General features: G+C 60.4%; 13 protein-coding genes, 1 pseudogene and 1 riboswitch. Of the genes and pseudogenes, 3 read left to right on the forward strand and 11 right to left on the reverse strand.

The window, feature by feature from the left end:
• Positions 1-6: 6 nt before the first annotated feature.
• The 8 genes and pseudogenes from F3J19_RS10915 to F3J19_RS10950 all read right to left on the reverse strand — a co-directional run bounded on the left by F3J19_RS10915 (position 7) and on the right by F3J19_RS10950 (position 6,918).
• Positions 7-798 carry an ABC transporter ATP-binding protein gene (locus tag F3J19_RS10915; RefSeq protein ID WP_167040694.1) on the reverse strand — a complete coding sequence of 264 codons (792 nt, stop codon included), beginning with the start codon at positions 796-798 and terminating at the stop codon, positions 7-9.
• The gene (locus tag F3J19_RS10920) at positions 795-1,607 is read right to left on the reverse strand and encodes an ABC transporter permease subunit (protein WP_167040697.1); all 813 of its coding nucleotides are present in this window, start codon (positions 1,605-1,607) and stop codon (positions 795-797) included. The genes F3J19_RS10915 and F3J19_RS10920 overlap by 4 nt, the downstream gene beginning before the upstream one ends.
• Positions 1,608-1,785: 178 nt before the next feature.
• Complete coding sequence (locus tag F3J19_RS10925) at positions 1,786-2,856, reverse strand: putative urea ABC transporter substrate-binding protein (protein ID WP_167040700.1); 1,071 nt, start codon at positions 2,854-2,856, stop codon at positions 1,786-1,788.
• A 57-nt stretch (positions 2,857-2,913) separates the two neighbouring features.
• Positions 2,914-3,013: riboswitch (guanidine-I (ykkC/yxkD leader) on the reverse strand.
• 454 nt (positions 3,014-3,467) lie between these two features.
• Positions 3,468-4,550 carry a type VI immunity family protein gene (locus F3J19_RS10930; RefSeq protein WP_167040703.1) on the reverse strand — a complete coding sequence of 361 codons (1,083 nt, stop codon included), beginning with the start codon at positions 4,548-4,550 and terminating at the stop codon, positions 3,468-3,470.
• A 26-nt stretch (positions 4,551-4,576) separates the two neighbouring features.
• Positions 4,577-5,311: a VRR-NUC domain-containing protein gene (locus F3J19_RS10935; RefSeq protein WP_167040706.1), complete on the reverse strand. Its 735-nt coding sequence runs from the start codon at positions 5,309-5,311 to the stop codon at positions 4,577-4,579.
• Positions 5,308-5,839, reverse strand: a pseudogene (locus tag F3J19_RS10940) (PAAR domain-containing protein). Before F3J19_RS10940 ends, F3J19_RS10935 begins: the two are co-directional and overlap by 4 nt.
• Positions 5,840-5,872: 33 nt before the next feature.
• Positions 5,873-6,016, reverse strand: coding sequence for a hypothetical protein (locus tag F3J19_RS10945; RefSeq protein ID WP_167040709.1), 144 nt, complete (start codon positions 6,014-6,016; stop codon positions 5,873-5,875).
• A gap of 146 nt (positions 6,017-6,162) precedes the next feature.
• Positions 6,163-6,918, reverse strand: coding sequence for an SDR family oxidoreductase (locus tag F3J19_RS10950; protein WP_167040712.1), 756 nt, complete (start codon positions 6,916-6,918; stop codon positions 6,163-6,165).
• Between the two features lie 166 nt (positions 6,919-7,084).
• Between F3J19_RS10950 and F3J19_RS10955 the strand changes: the two genes are divergently transcribed.
• Positions 7,085-8,041, forward strand: a complete 957-nt coding sequence (locus tag F3J19_RS10955) for an AraC family transcriptional regulator (RefSeq protein ID WP_167040715.1) — start codon at positions 7,085-7,087, stop codon at positions 8,039-8,041.
• A gap of 1,109 nt (positions 8,042-9,150) precedes the next feature.
• Here the strand turns inward: F3J19_RS10955 and F3J19_RS10960 are convergent.
• From F3J19_RS10960 to F3J19_RS10970, 3 genes are all read right to left on the reverse strand, one after another.
• Complete coding sequence (locus F3J19_RS10960) at positions 9,151-9,684, reverse strand: hypothetical protein (RefSeq protein WP_167040718.1); 534 nt, start codon at positions 9,682-9,684, stop codon at positions 9,151-9,153.
• A gap of 547 nt (positions 9,685-10,231) precedes the next feature.
• A complete protein-coding gene (locus F3J19_RS10965) occupies positions 10,232-11,077 on the reverse strand; it encodes a hypothetical protein (protein ID WP_167040721.1) in 846 nt (281 codons plus the stop codon).
• A 15-nt stretch (positions 11,078-11,092) separates the two neighbouring features.
• Positions 11,093-11,581 carry a type II toxin-antitoxin system antitoxin SocA domain-containing protein gene (locus F3J19_RS10970; protein WP_167040724.1) on the reverse strand — a complete coding sequence of 163 codons (489 nt, stop codon included), beginning with the start codon at positions 11,579-11,581 and terminating at the stop codon, positions 11,093-11,095.
• 502 nt (positions 11,582-12,083) lie between these two features.
• Between F3J19_RS10970 and F3J19_RS10975 the strand changes: the two genes are divergently transcribed.
• Both F3J19_RS10975 and F3J19_RS10980 read left to right on the forward strand, forming a co-directional pair.
• Complete coding sequence (locus F3J19_RS10975) at positions 12,084-15,281, forward strand: N-6 DNA methylase (protein ID WP_167040727.1); 3,198 nt, start codon at positions 12,084-12,086, stop codon at positions 15,279-15,281.
• A gap of 252 nt (positions 15,282-15,533) precedes the next feature.
• A complete protein-coding gene (locus F3J19_RS10980; protein WP_167040730.1) occupies positions 15,534-18,638 on the forward strand; it encodes a TrlF family AAA-like ATPase in 3,105 nt (1,034 codons plus the stop codon).
• Positions 18,639-18,684: the final 46 nt, after the last annotated feature.

The following is an 18,684-nucleotide window of genomic DNA, read 5'->3' on the forward strand; positions in this document are numbered from 1 at the left end:
TGTCCTTCAGTCGGAGACCAGCTCGATGCCGGAGGCGCCTCGCACGGCCGCCTCGGCGAGATGCACGGCCGACGCGCTGGCGCGGCTGCGGTCGAGCGGAATGTTGTAGGTGATGCGCGCGCCGTAGGCGCCGGGCGCCTGCGGATCGACGCGCACCTTGTCGAAAACCAGCACGCGGCTGCCCAGCGTGAAGCCTTCCTTGAGGTCGTGTGTGACCATGAAGATCGTGGGCTTCGATTCGCGCCACAGGTCGGAGAGCAGTACGTGCATGTCCTTGCGGATGCCGGGGTCGAGCGCGCCGAACGGTTCGTCGAGCAGCAGCACGCGCGGCTTCGTGATCAGCGCCTGCGCGATGGCGAGACGTTGCTGCATGCCGCCCGAGAGTTGCTGCGGAAACTTGTCGAGCGCCGCGCCGAGGCCCACGCGTTCGAGCATCGCCGCCGCCTCGTCGCGCGCCGCGCGCCGGCGGGAGCCGAACAGCCGGCCGGTGAGCTGCGCGTGCGGAAGTTCGAGCGCCAGCATCACGTTGCGCAGCACGCTCAGGTGGTCGAACACCGAGTAGCGTTGAAACACGACGCCGCGATGCCGGTCGGGCTCGGCCGGCAGCGGCTTGCCGTCGAGCAGGATCGTGCCGCGCGTCGCGCGTTCCTGACCGAGCAGCAGCCGCAGAAACGTCGACTTGCCGCAGCCGGACGCGCCGACCATCGAACAGAACTCGCCTTCCTTGACGGTCAGATTCAGACGCTCCAGCACGACCTGGTCGCCGTACTCTTTCCAGACGTTGCGGACTTCGATCATCGCGCGCCTCCGTACCACGGGAAGCACCATTGCGTGAGCCGGCGCAGCAGTTCGTCGGTGAGCCAGGCGAGCAGCGTGATCCACGCGACGTACGGCAGGATCAGGTCCATCGCCAGATAGCGGCGCACGAGGAAGATGCGGTAGCCGAGGCCGTCGGTCGACGCGATCGCTTCGGCGGCGATCAGAAAGAGCCACGCCGCGCCGAGCGACAGACGCGTCGCCACCAGCAGGCGCGGCAGCAATTGCGGCAGCACCAGACGCAGAATCACGGTCCAGCTCGTGGCTCCCAGCGTTTGAGCCTTGACCCACAGCTCGACCGGAATCTCGCGGGCGCGGGCATGCAGGTCGCGAATGATGACCGGCGTGATGCCGACCACGATCAGCACGACCTTCGACAACTCGTCGAGTCCGAACACGATGAACAGGATCGGCAGCACCGCGAGCGGCGGCACCATCGAGACGACGGTGATGAATGGCGAGAGCGTCGCGCCGACGAGCGGAAACGAGCCGGTCGCGATGGCGGCGACGAGCGCGATCACGGCACTCACGGCGAGGCCGATGCCGAGCCGCCGCAGGCTCGACAGCGTGTCGGCCCACAGCAGGTATTCGCCGGTGCGTTTGTCCTCGGTGAAGGCGGCCGATTTCACCGCATCGCTCATTTGCGTCGCGCTTGGCAGCAGCTTGTCATCGGGATTGAGCGAGAGCCGCATCGAGGAGCCGGTGAAGTAGACCGCGAACAGCACGGCGAACGGCAGCAGGAGCAGCATCAAGCCGCCGATCCGGCTCGGATGTCGATTGATGAGTCGCATGGTGAACGCCTGGTGGAGTGACTGGAGTGGGAGCCTGGGATAGGTGCCTCGGATAGGAACCTCGGATAGGAACCTCGGATAGGAACCTCGGATAGGAACCTCGGATAGGAACCTCGGATAGGAACCTCGGATAGGAACCTGAAGCGGGAGCTCTGATAAGGAACCCTGAACGCCCCTCTCAGAGCTTGCCCGCCGCCGCCATCGCAACGTAGGTCGGATCGAAGCGCAGCTTGACGTTGTTCCGGTTGCCGACGACGACGCCCTTGTCGAACGCCATGCCGACCGCATCCGCGCTCTTCGCGTCCTGTCCGAGCAGGCCATGATCGAACGAGAACTGCGCGACGCGCGTCATGATCTTCGGCATGTCGGGGTTCGTGACGAAGGCGAGCGCGGCTTGCGGCGAATAGAAGAGGGCGGTCGTCGACAACTGGCCCTTGAAGTTGGCGAGATCGGTGCCCGAGGCCTTGGCCATCGAGGTCAGCGCCGAGGTGCTGGCCGCGGAGTCGGTGTGCATCAGCGCGACCATTTCGAACCAGGCGCCGGTCAGCGCCTTGCCGAGCGCGGGGTTCTCCTGCAGCGTCTTCGTGTTGACGACCATCATGTCCATTATTTCGCCGGGAACCTTGCTGGAGTCGAAGACTTCGCTGACGTTCGGCTGTGCCTTCAGATCGGCGAGCATCGGGTTCCAGGTGACCGTGTTGCGAACCGAAGGGGTTGCGAAGGCGCCGGAGATATCGGCGTCCGACGTGTTCACGACCTTGAGGTCGCGCTCGCTCATATGCGCGCTTTCGAGCGCGCGCGCGAGCAGGTAATGAGAAACGGAGAACTGCACGAGGTTGACCTGCTGTCCCTTCAGGTCGGCGATCTGTTTGCCCTTGCCCTTCATCAGCACGCCGTCGTTGCCGTTCGAATAGTCGCTGACGATCAGGGCCGTCGAATCCACGCCGCCGGCCGCGGGAATCGTCAGCGCGTCCATGTTGGTCATCGCGCAGCCGTCGAACTTGCCGGCCGTGTACTGATTGATGGATTCGACGTAGTCGTTCAGCTGCACGACGTCGACATTGATGCCGTATTTTTTGGCCCATCTGGACACGATGCCCTGGGTTTTCGCCTGGCCCCACGGCATCCAGCCGGCGTAGATGGTCCAGCAGACCTTGAAGTCGTTGCGGCCCGCGGCGAACGCGGAACCGGAGGCGAGTGTGGCGAGGGAGACGGCGGCAATGCCAAGACAGCGCACGAGCTTGAACATGGGTTGACCTCGGATGGGACGGTTAGCGACGGCAGGGAGCAGCGCAAACATCGCGTTCTCTCCCGGGCTTTTGTCCCGCCGTGTAACCTCGCCTGAGGTCGACAGCTCTCGGACCAGCACCTGCGCGAAGCAGGCCGGAACCCTAGCCGTCCATTGCCAGATTGTTTGTCGAACCGGAGGTTGCGCCGGCTCCTTGCGCGCTCTTTAAAGCGGGAAGCGTGCCAGGGGCGATGTCGCGGCTGAGTCGAGGACCTGGTGCGGCGAAGGCGGCGCTTTTGCCCTGGGGCGGGGACGGCGTGCACTGATGTGCGTCAGCGCGTGCACTTGATTCGGGCGGTGGGGGAGTGGCAAGTCGCCGGGGTGATGACTCGGCTTTGCGCCGTCCACTGCATGATTCTCAAGCGAAACGGCACGTCACCGGCGCCCGTTCAAGGGCGTCGGTGAACAACGAGATAGCGGTGATTTGAGTTTGAGCGTGCGGTCGCGCTATGCGTTGCGGCTTCGTGAAGCCTGTGCCATTTTTCGCGGTCGTCGTGTCTCAAGGGTGCGCTACGCCGGGCGTGGGCGCTTGCCTTTGACCCGGCGGAAGGCGAAGAGAGCGGCGAGCCGCGTCAAAGCGGATTCGGCAGTGTGTTGGAAGGCGCGAGGGGCGGCGTGTCGAGCAGCGCGGCTTTCGCGGCGAGCAGGCCGTTTTCGTCTGTTTCGAAACGGCGCAGCCAGGCGGCGGTGGATTGGCGCGTGTTGTAGACCGGTGCCCCCGCGTTGACGGTGCCGCGTTGAAGAACATCCATCTCCTGAGCTCGTATTGCGCGCAGCGCATGGTCGAGGACCACGTAGGCGGGGGGCGGAACTGGAGGTTTGTCCTCGCTGTCCGAGATGCCTGATTCGGGCAGAACACCAGCGCGAATGGCGATTCCTGCACCGTAATCACCGATCGAGAACCAGCTCGGCGGTAACTCGGAGCGCAACGCCGCGACTCCGCCGGTCTCCGCGAGCATCGGCTTGCTGATTGCGGTCAGCCAGTTGACGGTTTTGATTTTCCCTTTCAGGTCGCGGACGGAGTTGAACTCCGGCCTGCCCACGTCGAGGCCTGGCATGAGTTGCGAAATCCAATATTCTGTTGGCTCGTTCGGCTCGGCTTCGGTGGGCGACAGATTGACCGCGCATCCTGCCTGGCCATGGACCGCGCTCACGCGCGTGGCCGCGTCGAAGAACAGCTTGGCGAAGGCGTCCGGGTTCTCCTGAACCGCGACGATTGGCCAGGAGAACGCCAGGGAGTTGAGCCCTCGTGTGCCCATCTTCTCTTGCCATTGGCGCAGGCCGGTGATCTCGAACTCGAACAGGCTCGCGTCCGACGCGCGCTCTCCGCCGACGTAGCAGAAGTCGAAGCGATCTTCCGGGCCGAGACTCGCGGCGATAGCTCTCATGGGCTTGGCCTTGGCGAACGTTTGCGCGGTCTTCCCGTTATGCCACAGGAACGTCAGCTTGCAGCCCGGTGACGCGCAATAGTCTTCGAAGCAATCGACGAGCGCCTCGCGGACGGCAGTGTCGAACGCTCGCTCGAAGTAAAGCGAAGCGCGGACGACGACTGCGGCGCCAATGCCCTCGTGGGCGTAGCGAGGCTCCAACAGCGCGTTTTGCACCAGCGCCTTGCCCTGGTTGGCTTTGGCCCAATCGAGAAAGTTCTTGTCCATGGTCGTTCGATGCCGGCAAATCTGAATTATGGAACGGGAATTGGTGTGGGCGGCATTGGCAATCCGCCCATGCCCGGTAGCGACGAGGGGCCTTGCCCCATCATCTGGCGCAACGAACGGCCGAGCCCGGAAAGCGCTTCGGAGAGCGCACGAACGGGACTTTCGCCGTTGTCGTCCCCCGAGCAGTCGCAGTCTCCCGGCCCCATCGTCGCGACCTTGCTGGGGGAGCCGGCGATCCGCGCGTAGTCGTCGTCCTGTTCGGGATCTTTGGTTTGCGGCGGAAACTTGATCTCTATCACGCCCTTAATGTTGTCTTGGGTCGGCGGGAGCGAGCCGTCCTTGACGATAACGATGTCTGGTCGGCGCACGGTGTTGGAGCCAGTGGGATACGCGTCCAGGCCCCCCGGCCAGTATTTGGCGATCCAGCCCGGCAGGTAGGGGTGTGCCTCGGTCGGTGACGCTGAGCGCATGATTGGCGCGGGTGGCGTCTGCGTCATGTCGTAGTTCACCTCGGATTTGTAGGGGCTCTGCCAGTCCATCGATCGGTCAACGTCGCGCAGGTTCCGCGACACGCACTGCTGCCTGAGGCTTTGCCCGGTGGACCCGGTGTCCGGCTCGCGACTGCACACGCAAATGGCTTTGCAGATGACCTTTTTGTCGATCGGGTCGGGAAACGCCGGCCGCAGTTGAACCGGCGTCGTTTGGCCGCCGCTCGTCAAGCCTCCAGCTCCAGAGCCGGTCCCGTAGCCGGGGCCGCTCATGCACCATCCTCAACGCCTGCTGACTGCGTCGACTCCGACGAGAACCGTAGCGACGCGGGGGCGTCGGCTTCGTGCCATTGCGTGTATCCGCTTGCGTCGGTCTGTCCGGAAAGAGTTTGGCCGTCGGTGGTGTGAAGTGTGTAGGGGTGGTTGGCGATTGGCTTGCCGGTCGTTTCGTCCAGCACCTGGAACCGGCCTCGATACGGCCCGGCTCCGTCGCCTGTTGCCTCGTGGTTGGCGATTGCTCCCGCTTGGCCGCTCGCCCCGCTGGTGGGCTGAGCCGTCGCGACCGATTGGGACGCGATCAGCGTGGCGCCGCAAGCCGTTTTGTCGCCTTCAAAGGCCGGCGGCTTTCCATGCATGGTCATCCCGCGCGGCAGGATTTGGACGATCGGGTAGACGCCCCCGCACTTGGGGCACGAGACCATGTCTCCCAAACGGGCGACGGATTTGCTTTCGACCTGGCTGTTAGGCGAACACTCTGCCACCGTGATCTGTCGTATCGCCTTCGCGAATAAAAGCGCTCATTGCAAGCTGACGAAGTTTCGGTAGGGCTTCACTTTAACCGCTTCGTATGATGATATCGAAGCGGTCGGCTGAAAACGAAGAGATTGAAGCGGAGACATGCGTCAATTCTTCGGCCAGCGCGTTGCGCGCCTCGGTAGCCAGCGTACCGGTCGGGTAATGAACATGGATCAGAGGCACGGCGGTCCGCTCCTTCGATAGAAACAGGTCGTAACAACATAAGCGTGTAAGCCGGCCTTGGGACAAAGACGTCGGCCAGATGCGGCGCATCCGCCAATTTATAAAGCTCGCTGTTGATGAAACTCGTAGGTGTCCGGCATTCTGGCTCAGATGCCTTGACCGCCCGACACTTCGATGCGCTGTGCGTTGACCCAGCGGTTGTCCTCGGACAAGAGGCTGGCGATCATCGGCCCGATGTCGTCAGGCACACCGACGCGACCCAAAGCCGTCATGTCCGCGAAGAACTTGTTGAATTCCGGGGTATCACGCACGGCGCCGTTGAAGAAATCAGTCTCGATCGCGCCCGGCGCCACCGCATTGACCGAGATTTTGCGGCGACCCAGTTCCTTGGCCATATATACGGTCAGTACCTCAATTGCACCCTTGACCGAGGCATAAGCCGACCAGCCTTCGGCAGACACTCGGGTCAGACCAGTGGACAGGTTCACAATGCGCCCCCCGTCAGCGAGCAGGGGCAGCAGCTTCTGCGTGAGGAAGAACACGCCCTTGAAGTGCACATTGACCAGTTTGTCGAACGCGTCCTCGCTCATCTCGGCAATCGGCGCCACGTCGCCATGTCCGGCGTTGTTGACGAGATGGTCGAAGCTGTCGCGCTGCCAGGTCTGGTGCAACGCGGTCCTCAGCCGTTCTGCGAAGGCCGCGAAAGTGGTGGCGTCGTCGGCGTCCAGTTGAAGGGCTACCGCCTTGCGACCGAGCTTCTCGATCTCGGCGACCACGGCCTTGGCTTCTGCTTCGCGACTGTGATAGGTAATGATGACGTCGCCGCCCCGACTGGCGATGGCCAGGGCGGTATTGCGGCCGAGGCCGCGGCTGGAACCCGTGACGACAGAAATCCTGCTCATGAACGACTCCTTGGTAACGTGTAAGAAGGCGTTCATTTTGTCGCGCGGAACGTGGATTACCTTTGCCTGAATCGCCGAGTTCTTGGCCTTTTCCTCCGAAGGTGGATTTCGCGCCGCCTGAAACGCGCTAGGATGCCGAGGTAAAAAACGCTCGTAGCACGACGATATGAACGACACCCTGCTCGACGCGGTGCGCCGCTACGCGAGTGCCTATACTGGCCCGACAGGCGTGGCCCAAACTCCCATCCCGGCCCTGACCACCATCCGGGCGACCCAGCCGAGCGGGATCGACTATGCGATTTCCCGGCCGCTGGCCTGCCTGGTGTTGCATGGAGGCAAGCGGGTCACGATGGGTACGAAAACGTTCGACTTCAGCGCCGGCGATTCGCTGCTGATTACGGCCGACGTGCCGACGGTAAGCCAGGTCACGCGCGCCAGCGCCGCCGAGCCGTACTTCTCGCTGGTGCTGGATCTGGATCTGACGGCTATCGCCGAACTTGCCGTGGAGATGAAACTGGGGCCCGCGGCCCAAGGGTCGCCCGTGCGGGTTGAGCCATCCGACTCAGAGGTGGCCGATGCAGCGCTGCGCCTGATGCGGCTGATCGAACGCCCCGCGGCGCTGCCCGTTCTGCAGGCCCAGCTCGTGCGGGAAATGCACTACTGGCTGCTGGTCGGAAAACACGGCGCCGCGATCCGTCACTTGGGCTGGCCGGAGAGCCACACCCAGCGCGTGGCACGTGCTGTCGCCCTGCTGCGCAGCGAGTTCGCGCAGCCGCTGCCGATCGAGCGGCTGGCGTCCGAGGCCCGCATGAGTCCATCGTCGTTCTACCAGCATTTCCGGGCGGCGACCTCGTTGTCCCCGTTGCAATTCCAGAAGCAATTGCGCCTGATCGAAGCTCGCAGGCTGATGGCGTCGGAAGGTGTGTCGGCCAGCGGCGCGGCGTTTTCCGTGGGCTATGAAAGCGTCCAGCAATTCACGCGGGAATACCGGCGAATGTTCGGCCTACCTCCGAGCAGAGACGTCGATGCCATCAAGGATGCTACCAGCACCGTTGCTGCGGGAAGGTCTGCAGAAGCTATTCTCGGAGCGCGCCTTTTACCACTTGAACCGAATCAGTCGTGAGAATCCGCTGACAGCCGGCCGGCGCTTCCATGTTGCGTCGGCGCCCAAAACCGGCGCAAGCCTATCCTGCTGTAAGGACTTTCGCTGTATGTCAACTACGGTTTATGGGCTGTGGATGACCGTCTCCGTTTGCGTTTTGATGCACATGGGTTACGCAATCTATTTGCGTTTTCAACTCCCCGGATACGCAGGGCTGCTGCGCGCGTAACACGTTGTTCTGCGCCGCTCACTGGCATCGTTCGCTTTCGATGCTTATTTTATTTGCGCGAGCTGCTACCTACAGCCTTCACAGGTGCGCACAGGATTTGCGCGAAGGAGTGAACCTCTGCGCACGATGTTTGCTTGGTATGGAGTACGACTTGATCTTTACCGGTCGCGTGATTTGCGATTCCTTTGCCGTGAGGCGGTAGATGCTGCGTGTGCGCTTAGCCGTAGAGGTAGCAGACTGCATCCCTGTAACCGGCCTTGTCACGCCGAAACTGCTGGCGCGGGCCACCATATCGAAGCCGCACGAGCGCTCCCAATTCCATCAGAGACGCAGCCTGCGCGGCGAGGATCAACCGCCGCGGAATGGGGCTGGCCAGCAGGATAGCCGGGGTTTGCTCCCGTTCGGTCTGACCTCCTGTTGCTATGACACATTGCAGCGTGGCGGGAACGACTCGGTACTACACGGTAGCCGCCGGCGCGCGATAGCATCCGCTCCCGGAAAATCGCTCGCATCTAAAACGTTTGGGCTTTAGATGCGTAATGCCCCTGTTCGGGCGCATTCCCGGCGTTCCAGAACAAAAAAGCCGCTGCTTCGTGAGAAGCAGCGGCTTTTTCTTGCAACTGGTGGCGAATCAGGGAGAAAAGGTCAACTTCCTGAAACGCCCGCCCCGCCTGGCTCTGCGGGGCTTCTGGGCCTGAAATCGGTGGTCCACTGGTTTGGACCCCCAATTCTAGCGCCGTTGTTTCCCTGATGGGACATCGCAAACGCAGTGAGACATGTGGGAACCGACGGAGGTTGGACTTCAGGCGCTTGGTTTCACTCGACTCAAAACAGCGCTTTGACCTCTCCGTCCGCGCCCGATATTGCGCGCGGACTTTCATCTGGGCGAAAAAATGCTGACCTAGTCTCCCCATTCATCAGGGGGATCGATCAGCGTCATTATCGTTCTGCCACCGCGTTTGGTTTTTTCGTATTCTGGTTTGTAGCCAAATTTCTTTAGTGGATTTTTTTTGAGGTAAGTTTCAGCCTCAATCATTGCCTTGTCCGCTGCGGCCTTTGTGGCTGATGAAAGGGTTCCAAAATCCGGGGTAGCCGAAAACCATTTGGTGGTCCAAGGCAGCGGCGCGCTCCTAGCCAAGTTAAATCGCGTGGGTTCTTTGAGTCTAGCGGCGCCAAATTCCAACTGATTGCTTACTTCGAATTGGTAAGGGGTAATTCGCTTTTGCGTAGTAAGCCCGGTGGTTTGGTTCGCTGATCCATAGCATGCCAGCACCACATATTCTTCCAATTTATTCGGCCGTGCCTTTCGGACTGAAGAGATATAAACCAACCTTTTTTCAGGCCCTGGAACTGTTGGGTCTTCTTCTAGAGGGAAGGGGCAGCGGACTATTATCCCCGCTTGCGGGGACCAAATCGTTATTCTTTGCTCACTCATCAGTCTGCGTCATCCTTCAGGTTCAGGATGGGTCGACGATTTCGAGCGAATCCCATTCCGGATAGGCGCCCCATAGAGCCTGCAATTGGTGGTCCGAAAGCTCCCGATCGGTGGATGAGCATTCAAATGGCTCTTGATCCGCCGTGTTCGCTGCTGCCTGCTTGGTGGCGACACCTCCTGACGGCTCGCCCTGCTCCCGATGTCGAACGTCACGAAGAGTGCTCGGAGTTTCCGCCAGAAATCGAATAACCGTCACTTTGTTCCCCTTTGTTGGGTTTGCCCACAGAAAGTCACTATACACCGACCTTCTGCGCATTGAGGACCATCTGTCGGCCCGAAAAATCGTTGCAACGAAAGTAAAATGTAATATATTTTCGTTCCCGAGCTTCCCGCAATCGCACGCCAAGAAAGTCGTTGGGACGCCCCCGCCTGCCACGACGCTCCAAGCGCCCTCAAACGCAAATGCTACTAGCTAGGGATGACCTGCCGCATAAAAGTGAGCCAGCGGTCGCTGGTCTAGCGCAAAGGCTGTCTGGGCATGCCGGCCTTATGGCTGCACGTCTGCCGGAGAAGGGGCATCCGCGGGCGGTTGGGGCGGCGCATTGGGGGCGCGACTCACCACCGAGCAAAGCCCCTCGAGGAAGATATCCGCATAGCTCTCCGCCGCTCCCGAGGAGACCATTTCCTCGGCTTCATCAATTATCGACGGGTCGTCAATACGAATCGGCAAAACGGAATATTTCTCAAGCGAGCCGTTGTCTTTTAACAAGGTTCCCACGGCGCTCGCGACCCCACAACCGCATGAGTGGTCCGCCTTCCTTACAACATCGGAGATGCTGTTGTGCAGTCTCGTGAACTCACACCCAAGCGGGGAGCACGGATCGACTAAGTAATGGAAGCGAGAGGACGGCTGCATGTTGTGAAGCGGATCCAGCAGCACAACCTGGAACACGTTTTTCTCATCAAAAAAACCGATGATCCGCCCTCGGCCCATTGAGACCATAAACTGCGCGAGCGGGAACTCCTCCTCGTTGTCCCGATAGTCTTCTGCAATCCAGTCCAATTCTTTGCGCTTGACCGGAATGTTTCTCGCGTTCCAATCGATCGGGTGGAATCGGTAGTAATCTCGTTTTACGTGATCGCTCAGAATCTCGTCAACTTCTTGGCTACCGAGTTCCTTGAAGCGCTCGAGAACGGAGAGAAGCCACGTCTGCGGAACGTCGCCCGCGCTAAGCCCGAATTTTTCGATTTCCCGGAAGAATGTGAACGAAAAACTCCATCGAGTTCCAGCGGTGGGCGCGCGCTTTAGTTTCTTTTTGAGTTGCTCGGCCTGCGTTGAGTCGACCTCAATCTGAGCAGAGCGTTTCTCGACCACCTTGCCGAGGCGAGCCATTTGCGTGCGCCTCGATTATTCGACTTCGTCGAGCTGTTTCCGGTAAAAGTCGGCCATTAGATTTTCGTCGATGACCCTTTCACCTCGCTCCGACCAACGGAGGCCGGCGCGCGCCGCCAGCCACGGCTGTTCGGAGTGAGTCATCGCCTCAAGCTGCGTGCCGGACAAATCCCCATACGCCTCTAGGACTTCGTCAATATGCGCACAGGCCCGCTCGGAAAGCAGTTCTGCAGCATTCGCATCCGGCACGTCGCTGCGCCGAACGGTGGCATACAGGCTGTGCGTGTCCTTGAAGCGATCATATATCTGGCGATTCACTGGCCCGTGGATCCATGCTTGGAACTTGCCCCGGAAAAACGGCGCGTCGTTGAATGCGAGATGCCACGCTTGCACGTAGAAAAGCAGCTTTTGCAGCTTCAAAACATTGAGCGACACCTCTCCCTCGTCGAGCTTGACGATGATGTAGTCGACAACGGCGTGGATGTCCACAGTTGGGGCGCTCATGTCGGGCTCTCGGTGCACAAACAGATGGGAAATCAAAAAACTGCGGGATCTCAATGACTTAGCCATTCTCCCACGACTGATGGAGGTTGCCAAGGGCACGTGCCCCCAAGAGGTTGACCGATCGTCTGGCGCGGAGATGGCCGGCGATCCCACCTGCCCCTCATCTCTTGGCTATTCTCTCAACCATCTCTCAATATATGTATTCTATTGAAAATAGATTTTGATTGGGGAAACTCAACCCAAATGCAGCGCCTGCCGTTTCCCGCCCTCAGGGTGTCTGATGAGGCCTGTTGCCTTTCATGCACGGTCCGAAGCGAGTCGGCGCTTCCCCTGCGAGGCTTCTCCAGCCTCGTCCGCAACGGCCGATGCCTCTATAATCGCTCGCGTTCAGGCGCTGCCGGACCCGACGATCATGCGCCGAGCGCGCTGTCCCCGCGCCATTGAGGTGCACGGGAGGGCCGGGGCGCGCCGGACGCCTCCGCAACTACCCATTCCGCATGAGATGACCGCAGACGCCATCGCCATAAAAGCCTACAACCATATTGATCGCCGTCGCAGGAGGTGGCATGGAGAGGAGGAGGTTCGCGCAGCGTGGATATCCGCGCTCGAGTCCGCGCTCGACGTAATCTTCGACGCCGAGCGCGCTCGGCGAGACCTCAGCCTCAATAACGTGGTCATTGAGTTCAAAGCGCCTGGCCTCTTCAACGGCAGCGACAAGAGCGCGAGTTTCCAAAATGCGATGGATAAGCGCCTGCTTCCTTACATCCTGAAGGCGGCCGAGGAAACCGGAGTTCCGCCGGAGGACTTCATCGGCATCGCCATCGACGGGGAGCATTTGTGCTTTGCCCAGGTTGTGGGGGGAGCGATTCGACACAACTATCTTTTGCCGTTCTCCGTTGTTTCCGTGGGGATGGTAATCGAGGCATGTCGAAATAATTTTCGTCGCCCTGTTGTGGCGGAAAGCTTGCTTGATGACTTCGGGCATGCGTCAGAGGCCGCGTGCGCCGTCATGCAAGCCCTCTCCCATGCGCTTCAGGGCGCCATAGACGCGCCCGAAGTAAGCAAGATTTCGATGTTGTTTGAGGAATGGCGGGCGCTCTACGGACAGGTGGCGGATCTTTCGGGCTTCCAGATTGAGACGATCGAGAAGGTGTTGCGCTTCACATGGCGGGGCGCCGAGCGTCATTCGATGTCTGCGCGCTTGTTTGTCATCCACACCTACAACTCTCTTATCATCAAGCTGCTCGCGGCGGAAATCGTATCCGCGCACGGGCTCACGACGATCGCCGGTCCGGCGGAAGCATTTTCTGCGTTAATGGATGACGCGCAACTGATCGACCAGCTTCGGCTGCAAATCGAGCGGGGTCAGTTGTTCGAGACGGCGGGGCTCGCTGGTTTCGTCGAGGAAGCGATTTTCAGTTGGTATATCGATGCGGCCGGAACGCCGGAAGACGCGCGAGATTTGATTCCCGCGCTTCGCGCCCTGATCGGCAAGCTCGCGCTTTATCGGACCGATCGTCTCGGGCGACAGCGAGACGCGTTGCGTGATTTCTATCAGGGGCTTGTGCCCGAGACGCTGCGCAAGAGCCTGGGCGAGTTCTACACGCCTGATTGGCTGGTTGAGCTGACCGTCGCGAAGATTGCCCCCTCGGCGTGGATCGGGCCGAGATTTCTCGATCCGACATGCGGATCCGGCTCTTTCCTCGTCGAGGTGATCCGGCGCAAGCGCGCCGAGGCCGCCCGGAAGGGGTTGGACGACAGGGCGACGGTCGACGCCGTGCTCGACGAGGTTTGGGGTTTCGACCTCAACCCGTTGGCGGTTCAAACCGCTCGCGTGAATTTCCTGATGGAAATCGCGGATCTGTTGTCTTCCGCTCGCGGCCGGCGGGTGGAGCTGCCCATTCTGTTGGCGGATGCGATTTACTCGCCCGCGGCGGATCCAGAGGGCGATGCAGACGTGGTGCAATATCGAATTGGCAGCCGCAGAGCTAGCCTGGACATTCACCTGCCCGCGACGCTTGCATTCAACCGGCCCAGGCTCGATTCTGTGTTTGACCTCATGGGCGAGCACGTCGAGCTGAGCCATGAATATTCGATCATGTCCGCCGCCTTGGTGCGCGCCAAGTTGCTGAGCAGGGCCGAAGCGCAAGCTTGGTCAGAGCCTTTGCGCACAACATACGAACAGGTTTTGAACCTGCATAAGCAGAAGTGGAACGGCATTTGGTTTCGCATTGTCCGAAACTTCTTTTGGTCGGCAACGGCGGGCCACTTTGACGCCATCGTCGGAAACCCGCCTTGGGTGCGATGGTCTCGGCTTCCAGAAACCTATCGGGAGCGCGTTAAGCCCACGTGCGAGCGATACGACATCTTTTCCGAGACAGGGCACCATGGCGGCAACGAGCTCGACATCTCGGCGATGATCACTTACACGACCGGCGACAAATGGCTAAAGATGGGTGGCCGCATGGCGTTCGTTATCACTCAGATTCTTTTTCAGAATCCGTCGTCCGCCGGCTTCCGGAATTTCCGCATTGACCGCGGCTCCCATCTCTCGCCGATCGAGGTCGAAGATCTTAAGGCGCTGAAGCCGTTTCCCAACGCCGCCAACAAAACGGCGATTGCTTTGTTTCAAAAAGGAAAGACCGGCCCTTCCTATCCGGTGCCATACAAGGTATGGGACGCTGCCGAGGGCTATACGCGGCGGATACCGCCGGAGCTTGCTCTGGACGAGGTGTTGGAGCGGGTCGAGCGTGACACCTGGGAGGCGACGCCGGTTGGGGGCGTGGGCTCGCCGTGGGCAGTGCTGCCGATCGGCAGGTTTTTGGAAATCAGCCAGATTGCCCGTCCTTGCGAATGGGTGGAGGGGCACAAGGGGATCACCACCGATCTCAACGGTGTCTACTTCGTTCCTGTCATCGATCAAAACAAGGCGGATCATCTTGTTCAGATCGAAACGCAGCCGAGCTCTGGCCGCAAGGACATTGGTGTCGCCAAGCGGGCGTGGATAGAGCCAGATTGGCTGTTTCCGCTAGTAAAGGGCGCCTCGGATTTCGAGCCGTGCTATCTGAAGCCCGACCTTCACCTCTACACGCTGGTCCCGAACGTCGGCATCAAGAAGTCCGACTTCGATGCGGCGGGGGAGCGCGTTCTTGAATTGCCCGCGACACGCCGATACCTCAATTCGTTCAAAGACGTATTGGAGCAGCGGTCAACGTGGAAATCGCGGATGCGGCCGGCTAAAGCGCCCAATTTCACCATTTACAACGTTGGCGACTATACGTTCGCGCCTTGGAAAGTGATTTGGGCGGAGATGCCCGGCAACTTCTGTGCAGCGGTGGCCGGAAGCGGGCGAGTTCCGCTCGTGGGAACGAGGCCTTTCGTCCCGGACCACAAGGTGTTTTTTGTGGCGCTGGACGACGAGATGGAGGCCCACTATCTGTGCGGCATGCTGAACTCAACCATCGTGGGCCAATATGTGGAGGCTCACAACGTTGACATTCAGGTCGGCGACATCTTTAAGCACATGACGCTGCCACGCTACGAAGCGACAAATGCCGCGCACCAGCGGATCGCAGAGCTCAGTCATAAAGCGCACTCGATCCGCGACTCGGAGGAGAGGTCGGCAATCGTTGGCGATGTGCGGAAAGCCGCCGATCTGTGCCTCGGGCGTTGGATCAAGGCCAAGGCGCGCACCACTTGAGACCCCTGACGCTCGCCGAGTTGACTCGCGACAGCGGCGCGCCGACGCGAGTGGCTGGCGATCGAGTTCCGTTTTGCGTGCAACCGCAGAAGTCTTGCCACGCCGCATGGCTTGGCGCTTTGCGCTCTCCCGCGCGACCGATTTGGGCCTACCTTCCGAGCGGTTCCGGCGATATAGTTTGCGTTCCGAGGCGCGGCGTTTGTGCCGCGGAAATGAGAGAGCGCGACAACAAGCCAACAGCGCGGAGACCGCATGTCCAACGAAAAAAATGGATCGACGTGGAAGAAGTGGGATTTGCACGTCCACACACCGGCGTCCATCGTTCACCACTACCCTGGCGGCGGTGCCGACGCTGCGTGGGAGGCGTTCATCTCTGATCTCGAGGCCTTGCCGCCCGAGTTCAAGGTGGTGGGCATCAACGACTACGTGTTTGTCGATGGCTACGAAAGGGTCTTGCGGGCGAAGCGGGAACACGGTCGGCTCAAGAACCTTGACCTGATTCTGCCGGTCGTTGAACTCCGGCTCGACAAGTTCGGCGGCATCGTTCAACGGACGAAAGACGGATTCTCCGAGTCGAATTGGAGCCGAATAAACCTGCACGTTATTTTCGACGAAGTCGAGCCCGCGCTTATTCGGGATCAGTTCCTCAGCGCGATCACGCGGCACTACACGCTGACGCCGGAAGCGAGCAGCCAGGGGGCGAGATGGGGCGGTGTGATCACGCGCGAAAATCTGCGCGCGCTCGGCGAAGCCATCATTGCCGCGGCACCCGACGGCCAAAAGTCTGGTTATGACGACCCGCTGACGGAGGGCTTCAATTCGTTGAACGTCAGCATGGAGAAGGTCAAGGAGGCGCTCAACACACCATACTTCGAGCGTAGCCATTTGCTTGCCATCGGCAAAACCGAATGGGACAGCCTGCGTTGGAGCGACCACACGATCGCAGACAAGAGAACCGTCATTAACGAGGCGGATCTCGTCTTCACTGCGGCGGAGAGCCCGGCGGCTTATGAAAAGGCGCGCAAAAGCTTGGCTGACGCGAACGTGAATGCCTTGCTTTTGGACTGTTCGGACGCCCATTGGTTGAGCACGGAGAAGGACAAGGACCGCATCGGCAACTGCTTCACGTGGATCAAGGCGGACGCCACATTCGCGGGCCTGGTCCAAGCGATACGCGAGTTTTCGAACCGCGTCTATATCGGCGACAATCCGCCGAAGCGGCAACTGGTCGAACGAAACAGGACGAAATACATTTCGTCCATTCGCGTGAAGAAGAAGCCTGGCTCTGCGTTGCGAGAACCATGGTTCGACGTGGACATGCCTCTCAACGGTGACTTGGTGGCGATCATCGGCAACAAGGGAAGCGGCAAAAGCGCTCTGTCCGACATCATTGCGCTGGCGGGCGACACGAAAAACATGGTCGACGCGAGAAACAGGGCGGGTTTTTCGTTCTTGAACGAGCTGCGCTTTCGGAATCCCAAAGGGAAGCTGGCGCAGCACTTCACGGCCACGATTGTCTGGCGGGACGGCACGGAGTCGCCGCGACAGCTTGACGAGGACCCTTCGCCGACAAGCGTCGAGCGAGTCAAATATTTGCCGCAACTGTATCTCGAAACGCTGTGCAACGAGCTCGGCGAGGGCGGCTCATCCACGTTCGACAGCGAGCTTCGAAAAATCATCTTCTCCCATGTCCCCGAAGAGGACCGGCTTGACCAACCATCAATGGATGCGTTGATCGACTTCAAGGTCGCGGAAATCAATGCCGCGAGGCAAGCCATCATCAAAGAGATTTCGAGGATCAATGCCGATATTCTGGCCACCGAGGATCGGATGACGGCTGAGTTCCGGACGGGGCTGGAGAAGCAGCTTGAGGCGAAGCGCTCTGAACTGGCGGCGCTTGACGCAGGCAAACCCGTCGAGGTCGCAGACCCGGGCGCCTCACCGGAAGCGCAGCGCGAATCGGAGCAAGCGGCCGAGTTGATCCAGCAGCTCGAAGCGCAAGCGGCGGCCGTAGACAAGGAGGAGGCGGAGCTTCGCGATCGCAAGGGGGCGGCTGTCAAGCGGCAGGCGCTGGCGAAGCGAATCTCGCAAGCGGTCGACAATCACAAGAAAGCTCACGACCAGTTTCTCCAAGAGTTGGCCCCTTTGCTGGGCGAATTGGGCGCGGAAATTCGCCCCGATCAGCTTGTTTCATTGCAAATCAACCTTGCTCCCGTCAATGAAGTTGGCGCGGCGGCGGCCACGGAGATTCTCAGCGTTGACGGGGCGCTTCTGAGCGAAGAGGCGGGCGGCCTCATCAAGCGACGCGAGACCGTCAAGGCGTCCATCGAGGCGACGAAGACGAAGCTCGGCGAGAGGCAGCGCCTGTTCATCCAATACAAGGAAGCGCTCGCAGCGTGGGAAAAGGCGAAAACCGAACTGATCGGCGGGAAGGACAAGGCAAATAGCATTGGCTGGCTGGAAGCGGAGATCGAGAGGCTCGCCGCATTGCCGGGGCGGCTTTCTGATTTGCGCGCGAGCCGGGTCGAGAAGGCCAAGCAGGTTCATGCGTTGATCGTGGAGGCCGTCAATGAATACCGTCGGCTATACGAACCGGTTCAGTCCTTTGTTCAATCGGCGCAGCAGATGGACATGCCCCTTCCTCTCGACTTCCAAGTTCGGATCGACGAGTCGGGTTTTCAGGAGCGCTTCTTCGCGAGCATCAATCGCCAGGCGCGAGGATCGTTTTACGGGATCGAGGACAGCGACCAACGGATGCGGGAGCTTCTGAGCGAAGCAGACTTCTCAACGGCGGACGGCACGATCGCTTTTGCAGAAAGGCTCGACGATTTGCTTCGCCACGATCGCAGAGACGACGCAGGGCGGTCGACGAGGCTGGCCGACCAAGTTCGACGCACGGCCGGGCCAAGAGAGGTGCTCGATTACCTCTATGGACTCGACTACCTGTCGCCGCGATATTCGCTGACTTACGCGCAGCAGGAAATCGGGCAATTGTCGCCGGGGGAGCGCGGTCTCTTGCTGCTCGTCTTTTACCTGCTCGTGGACAAGGACGACATCCCCATCGTCATCGACCAGCCGGAGGAGAATCTCGACAACCAGACGATCTACAAGATCCTGGTCAAATGCATCAAAGCAGCCAAGGAACGGCGCCAAGTCATCATCGTCACCCACAATCCCAACTTGGCCGTGGTGTGCGACGCCGAGCAGATCATTTACGCGGAGTGCAACAAGACCGAGCACAGCTTCACTTATGAGGCCGGGGGCATCGAGAACCCGAGGATGCTCGAAAAGGTGATTCACATCCTCGAAGGGACGAAGCCGGCGTTTAAGAACCGCAGCGACAAATACGCTCTTTGAGCGTTTCGTCGGCGATGGGACCAGGCGGCTGGCTGGCACGTAGCAG

This window comes from Burkholderia sp. Ax-1724 (assembly GCF_011752995.1).
Lineage (GTDB): Bacteria > Pseudomonadota > Gammaproteobacteria > Burkholderiales > Burkholderiaceae > Paraburkholderia.

What these genes read in the sequence shown, in the direction of transcription:
- F3J19_RS10915 (WP_167040694.1), bottom strand. Translation starts at nt 798, where the DNA reads ATGATCGAAGTCCGCAACGTCTGGAAAGAGTACGGCGACCAGGTCGTG.
- F3J19_RS10920 (WP_167040697.1), bottom strand. Translation starts at nt 1,607, where the DNA reads ATGCGACTCATCAATCGACATCCGAGCCGGATCGGCGGCTTGATGCTG.
- F3J19_RS10925 (WP_167040700.1), bottom strand. Translation starts at nt 2,856, where the DNA reads ATGTTCAAGCTCGTGCGCTGTCTTGGCATTGCCGCCGTCTCCCTCGCC.
- F3J19_RS10930 (WP_167040703.1), bottom strand. Translation starts at nt 4,550, where the DNA reads ATGGACAAGAACTTTCTCGATTGGGCCAAAGCCAACCAGGGCAAGGCG.
- F3J19_RS10935 (WP_167040706.1), bottom strand. Translation starts at nt 5,311, where the DNA reads ATGAGCGGCCCCGGCTACGGGACCGGCTCTGGAGCTGGAGGCTTGACG.
- F3J19_RS10950 (WP_167040712.1), bottom strand. Translation starts at nt 6,918, where the DNA reads ATGAGCAGGATTTCTGTCGTCACGGGTTCCAGCCGCGGCCTCGGCCGC.
- F3J19_RS10955 (WP_167040715.1), top strand. Translation starts at nt 7,085, where the DNA reads ATGAACGACACCCTGCTCGACGCGGTGCGCCGCTACGCGAGTGCCTAT.
- F3J19_RS10960 (WP_167040718.1), bottom strand. Translation starts at nt 9,684, where the DNA reads ATGAGTGAGCAAAGAATAACGATTTGGTCCCCGCAAGCGGGGATAATA.
- F3J19_RS10965 (WP_167040721.1), bottom strand. Translation starts at nt 11,077, where the DNA reads ATGGCTCGCCTCGGCAAGGTGGTCGAGAAACGCTCTGCTCAGATTGAG.
- F3J19_RS10970 (WP_167040724.1), bottom strand. Translation starts at nt 11,581, where the DNA reads ATGAGCGCCCCAACTGTGGACATCCACGCCGTTGTCGACTACATCATC.
- F3J19_RS10975 (WP_167040727.1), top strand. Translation starts at nt 12,084, where the DNA reads ATGACCGCAGACGCCATCGCCATAAAAGCCTACAACCATATTGATCGC.
- F3J19_RS10980 (WP_167040730.1), top strand. Translation starts at nt 15,534, where the DNA reads ATGTCCAACGAAAAAAATGGATCGACGTGGAAGAAGTGGGATTTGCAC.